The sequence below is a fragment of the Microbacterium sp. Bi98 genome (assembly GCF_918698045.1).
Classification (GTDB): Bacteria; Actinomycetota; Actinomycetes; order Actinomycetales; family Microbacteriaceae; genus Microbacterium.
Genome location: NZ_CAKKLK010000006.1, coordinates 215,199 through 221,577 on the forward strand (window position 1 = coordinate 215,199; position 6,379 = coordinate 221,577).

The following is a 6,379-nucleotide window of genomic DNA, read 5'->3' on the forward strand; positions in this document are numbered from 1 at the left end:
TCCCGACGCCGTGTCAGCGGGACGCGAGCGCCGCGAGCATCTCGAGCACGCACAGAGCAGCGAGCCTCACCGTGCGCAGGTCGTCGGTGTCAGCGGTCGCATCGACCTCGGCGATGTCGGCGCTGACCACACGCGGGTCGCCGACGATCGCGCGCACGAGGTGGCGCAGCTCCCACGCGGCGAAGCCGCCGGGAACGGATGCCGGGCAGCCCGGCGCCGCGGAACGGTCGGCCGCGTCGACGTCGACGTCGAGGTGGATGCGGGCGGCGGCACCCGCTCCGGCGATGCGCGTCGCCTCCGCGACGACGTCCTCGATGCCCCGGCGGCGAACCTCGTCGAGGGTGATCACGCGGATTCCCCACCCGGCAGCACGCGCCGCGTAGGCGGCGGAGTTCGCGAAGTCCGCGATGCCGATCTGGACGATCCTCGTCGGGTCGATCCTCTCGCCGTCGGGCGCGTCTTCGATCAGCCGACGGACGGGCGATCCGTTCGAGATGCCGTCACGCAGATCGAAGTGCGCGTCGATGGTGATGAGTCCGGTGGCCCCGGCACCGCGCGCGACCGGATAGGTCAGGGCGTTGTCGCCCCCGAGTGCGATGACGAGACGGGTGGCGTCAGCGAGCTCGCGCACGCGCCGGACGGTGGTCGCGATGCCGTCCTCGCCGTCCGGCTCGTCGACGTCCCCGGCATCGAGCACGCGGAGTGCCGCCCCGAGATCGACCACGGGCGGCCCCATGAGCGTCGCGCTGTACCGGGTGAGCGCCTCGCGGATCGCGGCGGGCGTCGCGTGTGCTCCGGTCGGTGACAGCGAGGTGCGCCAGGTCGGCACACCGAGCAGCACGGCATCCGCGTCATCCCCTGTCTCGAACCCGGGCCAGGAGCCCGCGCGCGGCCAGAGCTCATCGTGCGACAGTGCCATGATTCGTCCCCTCTGCCGTTCCGGATGCTGCGAAGACCCCGACGCCGTCCTTCCACACCCGCTCGACGAGCGGGACTCCGGGTCGGTAGGCGAGATGGATGCGGGTCGGCGCCGACAGCAGCACGAGGTCCGCCCGCGCGCCCGGCGTGATCACGCCGACATCGTCGCGGCGCAGCGCCAGAGCGCCCCCGGCGGTCGCCGCCCACACCGCCTCGGCGGGGGTCAGGCCCATGTCGCGCACCGCGAGCGCGATGCAGAACGGCATCGACGACGTGAAGCTCGATCCCGGATTCGTGTCGCAGGCGATCGCCACGGTCACGCCCGCGTCGATGAGTCGTCGCGCGTCGGGATACGGCTGGCGCGTCGAGAACTCCACCCCGGGGAGCAGCGTGAGCACCGTGTCGGATGCTGCCAGCGCCTCGATGTCGGAGTCGGTCAGGTAGGTGCCGTGGTCGACGGATGCCGCGCCGAGGTCGACGGCGAGGCGTACTCCCTCACCCGGGCCGAGCTGACTCGCGTGCACTCGGGGAACGAGCCCCTGTGCGATGCCCGCCTCGAGCACCCTTCGCGACTGCTCGACCGAGAACGCACCCGTCTCACAGAACACGTCGATCCACTTCGCATGCGGAGCGCACGCGTCGAGCATCGGCCCTGTCACCAGGTCGACGTACTCGTCCGCGCGGTCGGCGTACTCCACCGGCACCACGTGCGCTCCGAGGAAGGTGACCTCGGGCGTGACTTCCGCCGCGAGGCGCACCAGGCGCTCCTCGTCCCGCACGCTCAGGCCATAGCCGCTCTTGATCTCGACCGTCGTGGTGCCCTGGGCGAGCATCTCGTCGACGAATCCCCGCAGACGCGCGCGCAGCTCGTCGTCGCTCGCCGCTCGTGTCGCGGCCACGGTCGAGCGGATGCCGCCGGCGGCGTATCGCTGCCCCGCCATCCGGGCCTCGAACTCCGCAGCGCGGTCGCCTCCGAAGACCAGGTGGCTGTGGCTGTCGACGAAACCGGGGATGACGGCGCGACCCGCCGCGTCGATGACGACGTCGGCCTCCGGCGCATCCGCGGCGGATCCGACCCATGCGATCCGCTCGCCGTCGATGAGCACGGCCGCGTCGACGAGCGTGCCGAAGCGGTCGCCGTCGGGCGAGGCGACGTTGGTCGTCAGCTCGGCGATGTTCGTGATCAGCGAGGCGCTCACAGCATCGGCACCTTGAGTCCGCGTTCACGGGCGATGTCCCGAGCGTGCTCGTATCCGGCGTCGACATGGCGCATGACACCCGTGCCCGGATCGTTGGTGAGCACGCGTTCGAGCTTCTCGGCGGCGAGCGCCGATCCGTCGGCGACGGTCACCTGCCCTGCATGGATCGAGCGCCCGATGCCGACTCCGCCGCCATGGTGCAGCGACACCCACGATGCACCGGATGCCGTGTTGAGCAGCGCGTTCAGCAGGGGCCAGTCGGCGATCGCATCCGAGCCGTCCTTCATGGCCTCGGTCTCGCGATACGGCGACGCCACGGAGCCGGAGTCGAGGTGGTCGCGGCCGATCACGATCGGCGCGGCCAGCTCCCCCGAGGCCACCATCTCGTTGAACCTGAGGCCGGCGAGGTGGCGCTCCTTGTATCCGAGCCAGCAGATGCGCGCGGGCAGTCCCTCGAAGTGCACCTTCTCGCCGGCCTTCTCGAGCCAGCGGTGGAGAGCCTTGTCTTCGGGGAACAGCTCGGCGATCGCACGGTCGGTCTTGTAGATGTCCTCGGGGTCGCCCGAGAGCGCCGCCCAGCGGAAGGGTCCGCGACCCTCTTCGAACTGCGGGCGGATGTACGCCGGCACGAAGCCCGGGAACTCGAAGGCGCGATCGAATCCGCCGAGCTGCGCCTCGGCCCGGATCGAGTTGCCGTAGTCGAAGACCGCGGCCCCGGCATCCTGGAACGCGACCATCGCCGCGACATGCTGAGCCATCGACTCGCGCGAGCGGCGGGTGAACTCCTCCGCATCCCGCTCGGCCTCGGACTTCCAGTCGGCGACGGCCATGCCGACCGGCAGGTAGGCGAGCGGGTCGTGCGCGCTGGTCTGATCGGTGACGATGTCGATCGGCACCCCGCGACGCAGCAGCTCGGGGAAGACCTCGGCCGCGTTGCCGACCACGCCCGCCGAGAGCGCTTCGCCCGCATCCTTCGCCGCGACGACCCGCGCGATCGCCGCATCGAGATCGGTGGTGTACTCGTCGAGGTAGCCGTGCTGCACACGACGGGCGAGACGCGATTCGTCGACGTCGACGATCAGCACGGCGCCGTCGTTGAGCGTCACCGCGAGCGGCTGCGCGCCGCCCATGCCACCCGCACCGCCGGTCAGCGTCAGCGTTCCCTTGAGCGAGTCCTTGCCCAGCGAGCGGGCGACCGCGGAGAACGTCTCGTACGTGCCCTGCAGAATGCCCTGGGTGCCGATGTAGATCCACGACCCCGCGGTCATCTGGCCGTACATGATCAGACCGAGCTCTTCGAGCTTGCGGAACTCGGGCCAGTTGGCCCAGTCGCCCACGAGGTTCGAGTTGGCGATGAGCACGCGCGGCGCCCACTCGTGCGTGCGGAAGACGCCGACCGGCTTGCCCGACTGCACGAGCAGCGTCTCGTCCGGCTCGAGCTCATCGAGCGTGCGGACGATCGCGTCGTACGCCTCCCAGCTGCGCGCCGCCTTGCCCGTGCCCCCGTAGACGACGAGGTCTTCGGGGTGCTCAGCGACCTCGGCGTCGAGGTTGTTCATCAGCATCCGCTTCGCCGCCTCCGCACCCCAGCTCTTGGCGGTGCGCTGGTTGCCACGGGCGGCGCGAACCGTGCGCGGCCCGGTGGTCGGAGTCGTATCCGTCGTGATGTCAGTCATTCGCGTGCTCCTTTGCGATGCGGGCGATGGCGCCGGACTGCACGAGTGCGGTCACGGCCTCCATGTCGGGTGAGAGGAATCGGTCGGGTCCGGGGCCCGCGGCGACCGTGCGCACCAGGTCGCGCACCGCTCCCGTCGCGGGGCCGGCCTGCAGCGGAGCGCGCAGATCCAGCGCACGGGCACCGGTGAGCACCTCGATCGCGATGACACGGCCGAGGCCGTCGATCGCGCGGCGCAGCTTGCGAGCAGCAGCCCACCCCATCGAGACGTGGTCCTCCTGCATCGCCGAGGACGGGATGGAATCGACGGATGCCGGAACGGCGAACCGCTTGAGCTCCGAGACGATTCCGGCCGCCGCGTACTGCGCGATCATCAGCCCCGAGTCGACACCGACCTCGTCGGCGAGGAAGGGCGGCAGCCCGTGGTTGCGTGCCGGATCGAGCGCCCGGTCCGTGCGCCGCTCGGAGATGGAGGCCACGTCGGCGACCGAGATGGCCAGGAAGTCCAGCACCGCTGCGACCGGTGCACCGTGGAAGTTGCCGTTCGACTCGATGCGCCCATCGACCGTGATCACCGGGTTGTCGATGACGCTGGCGAGCTCGCGCTCGGCGATGGTCGATGCGTAGCCCATCGTGTCGCGCGCGGTGCCGTGGACCTGCGGCGAACAACGCAGGGAGTATGCGTCCTGCACGCGCCCGTCCTCCGGTCCCTTGTGGCTGTGCACGATCGGCGAATCGTGCAGGAAGGCCCGCAGGTTCGCCGCCGACTCGGCCTGGCCGGACTGCGGTCGCAGCGCCATGAGGTCGGCCGCGAAGACGGCATCCGTGCCCAGCTGCGACTCGACCGACATCGCCGCCGCCATGTCGGCCGTCACGAGCAGCGTCTCGAGGTCGTGCAGCGCCAGCACGAGCATGCCGAGCATGCCGTCAGTGCCGTTGATGAGCGCGAGGCCCTCCTTCTCGACGAGAGTGAGGGGATGGATGCCGGCGGCGGCCAGCGCGTCGGATGCCGGGATGAGCGTGCCCTCGGCGTCGCGCACATCGCCCTCTCCCATCGCCGCGAGTGCGATGTGCGCGAGCGGGGCGAGGTCGCCGGAACACCCCAGCGATCCGTATTCACGCACCATCGGGGTGATGCCCGCGTTCAGCAGAGCAGCGTAAGTCTCGACCACGACGGGGCGAACACCCGTGCGGCCGGAGGAGAGCGTCTGAAGGCGCAGCAGCTGCAGGCCGCGGACGACCTCGCGTTCGACCTCGGCGCCGGTGCCGGCCGCGTGCGAGCGGATGAGGCTCGCCTGCAGCTGAAGGCGGCGGTCGGGGGCGATGAAGGTCGTCGCGAGCGCGCCGAAACCCGTCGAGACGCCGTAGTGCGGGTGCGGATCTGCCGCGAGTCCGTCGATCACGCGCCGCGTCTCGGCGACCCGGTCGAGAGCGGCGGAGCTGATCGTGACGCTCGCGCCATGGCGCGCCACCGCGACGACGTCGGCGGGGCTCAGGGGTGCATCGCCGACGAGGACGGCGGGAAGATCGGTCATGTCTCGATTCCACACCCGACGGGTCGCGCGTGGCAGGCGATCGTGACATCCTGTGTCTGTGATCCCAGACAACATGGAGGCCGCCGCGCAGGTGCCCGCCGCCCACAACACGCTGCGGATCCTGAGCTATCTGGCCGGACGCCCCGCGCCCGTCGCCGCCTCGGCGATCGCCCGAGAACTCGAGCTGCCCCGCTCGACCGTCTATCACCTGCTCACGACCCTCGCTGCGCACGGGTTCGTGCTGCACATGAAGGAAGACCGGCGCTGGGGCCTCGGCACCTCGGCATTCGAACTCGCCGGCGGATACGCGCGGCAGCAGCCGCTCGCGCGCATCGGGCGGCCTCTTGTGGCCGCCCTCTCAGATCGTCTCGGAGAGAGCACCCACCTGGCGGTGATGAGCGGCGGCGACGTGCTCTATATCGTCGAGGAGCGCGCTCCCCGACGGCAGGCTCTCGTGACGGATGTCGGCGTCCGCTTGCCTGCGCACCTCACCGCCTCGGGGCGGGCCATGCTGGCTGCGCTCCCCCGCGAGCAGGTGCGTGCGCTGTATCCGAGCGCGTCTGCGTTCCCCGACCGTACGGGACGCGGCCCCAGGAAGCCGAGTGAACTGCGCGAGCTGCTGCGCACCGTTCGTGAACGCGGCTATGCGACCGAGGACAGCGAGGTGGCAGACGGACTGCGCAGCGTCGGCGCCGTCGTCCGCGATCATGCGGGCTGGCCTGTGGCCGCGGTCGCTGTGACCTGGGCCGGCGGCGAGCTCGATGAGCGTATCCTTGCGGACGCCGTGATCGAGACGGCGTCCGTACTCGAGTCACGGCTCAAGCGCTGACGCTGCGCATTCTCTGCCGCGCCCGGTCAGTCGGCGACTGCTCTTGCGCACACGTTAACGCAGAAAAGCCACCCAACATTGGGTGGCTTTTCTGTGTAAAAGAAGTCCGGCGGTGTCCTACTCTCCCACAGGGTCCCCCCTGCAGTACCATCGGCGCTGTGAGGCTTAGCTTCCGGGTTCGGAATGTAAACCGGGCGTTTCCCTCACGCTATGGCCGCCGAAA

General features: G+C 70.4%; 5 protein-coding genes and 1 rRNA gene. 1 reads left to right on the top strand and 5 read right to left on the bottom strand.

The annotated features are described in order from the left end of the window. Positions 1 to 13: 13 nt before the first annotated feature. The 4 genes from LQZ85_RS11655 to hutH are packed head-to-tail and all read right to left on the bottom strand — an operon-like array spanning position 14 to position 5,327. Entirely contained in the window at positions 14 to 919 is a 906-nt protein-coding gene (locus LQZ85_RS11655; protein WP_053097818.1) for an arginase family protein, read from the bottom strand. After that, a complete protein-coding gene (hutI, locus tag LQZ85_RS11660) occupies positions 900 to 2,117 on the bottom strand; it encodes an imidazolonepropionase (protein ID WP_056279140.1) in 1,218 nt (405 codons plus the stop codon). The genes LQZ85_RS11655 and hutI overlap by 20 nt, the downstream gene beginning before the upstream one ends. Beyond that, a complete protein-coding gene (hutU, locus tag LQZ85_RS11665; RefSeq protein ID WP_230100903.1) occupies positions 2,114 to 3,793 on the bottom strand; it encodes a urocanate hydratase in 1,680 nt (559 codons plus the stop codon). The genes hutI and hutU overlap by 4 nt, the downstream gene beginning before the upstream one ends. Next, the gene (gene hutH, locus LQZ85_RS11670) at positions 3,786 to 5,327 is read right to left on the bottom strand and encodes a histidine ammonia-lyase (RefSeq protein WP_056279135.1); all 1,542 of its coding nucleotides are present in this window, start codon (positions 5,325 to 5,327) and stop codon (positions 3,786 to 3,788) included. The genes hutU and hutH overlap by 8 nt, the downstream gene beginning before the upstream one ends. Positions 5,328 to 5,400: 73 nt before the next feature. Here hutH and LQZ85_RS11675 point away from each other — a divergent pair, with 73 nt between their 5' ends. After that, on the top strand, positions 5,401 to 6,156 hold the full coding sequence (locus LQZ85_RS11675; RefSeq protein WP_230100906.1) for an IclR family transcriptional regulator: 756 nt from the start codon (positions 5,401 to 5,403) through the stop codon (positions 6,154 to 6,156). Positions 6,157 to 6,260: 104 nt separating this feature from the next. On the opposite strand, the gene rrf is transcribed toward LQZ85_RS11675, so the two are convergent. Beyond that, positions 6,261 to 6,378 (bottom strand): 5S ribosomal RNA (rrf, locus tag LQZ85_RS11680). Between the last annotated feature and the right edge of the window lies 1 nt (position 6,379).